The organism is Galbibacter kalidii, assembly GCF_026241135.1.
In the GTDB taxonomy this organism is placed as follows: Bacteria; Bacteroidota; Bacteroidia; order Flavobacteriales; family Flavobacteriaceae; genus Galbibacter.
On sequence record NZ_JAPFGA010000070.1, the window covers coordinates 1 to 839 of the forward strand.

At 71.9% G+C, this 839-nt stretch carries 1 protein-coding gene; it reads right to left on the reverse strand.

All coding sequences use genetic code 11. The features are described from left to right. Positions 1-127: 127 nt before the first annotated feature. Positions 128-839 (reverse strand): hypothetical protein (locus OOZ15_RS19895; protein ID WP_489666417.1); only part of this gene is annotated, 712 nt, incomplete at its 5' end.

Consider the following 839-nt stretch of genomic DNA (forward strand, 5'->3'; position numbering starts at 1 on the left):
GGGCCAGGGGTGATCAGGTCTGGGAGGCATTAATGAGAGCACTGGAGCCTCCCGAAAAACCGTCAAGATAAGCCGCGTAATCCTGATTTTCGGCCCCCAGAGAGGGTGGCCGCCCCTTCCACGAGGGTCAGTCAGACTCACCGAATGGCAGGCCCGGCTGTTCCTCGCCACGCCGTTGACGATCTGCCTTTTCGCCCTCCAGGGCGCCCAGGCGGGCCGCTAGGGCCTCACCCCGTACCTCGGCCTTAGTCCGGGCCTGTTCGGCCGCCTGGGCGCGTTTCTGAGCGTCCTGGAGCTGCTTCTCCACGGCGGCCAGGCGCTCGCGGTACTCGTCGCGCTGTTCGCCCAGGGCCTGGCGGTGCCCCTGGGCATCCTGTTGGCGAGCCTGCCGCTCCTCCTGGAGCGCCTTGGCCCGCTCCTCGGCCTGCTGCTGGGCGGCCTCGGTACGGGTCTCGGCCACGGCCAGGGCGCGCTCGGCCTCGATGCGCTTTTCGTCGGCCTGCTTCGCCTCGCGCTGCGCGTCGATCCGAGCCGTTCGCTCCTCGTCGCGCTGCTCCTCGAGGGTCGTCACCCGGTTGCGGGCCTCGGCCAGCTGCTGCCGGGCGTCGTCTCGCTGGGCTTCCAGCTCCCGCACCCGCTCGCGGAACTCGGCCAGGGCGCTGCGCGCCTCGTCGCGCTCGCCGGTCACCCGGTCCCGCTCGCTCTCCAGGGCCTCCACCTGGGCGCTCAGCTCCTCGACCTGCTCCTCCAGCTGCTCGCCGGTGGCGGCCAGTTCGTCGGCGGTGTGCTGCGCCTCCAGGGCCTCGGCTTCGGCGTCGGCGCGGGCCGCGGCGGCTTGG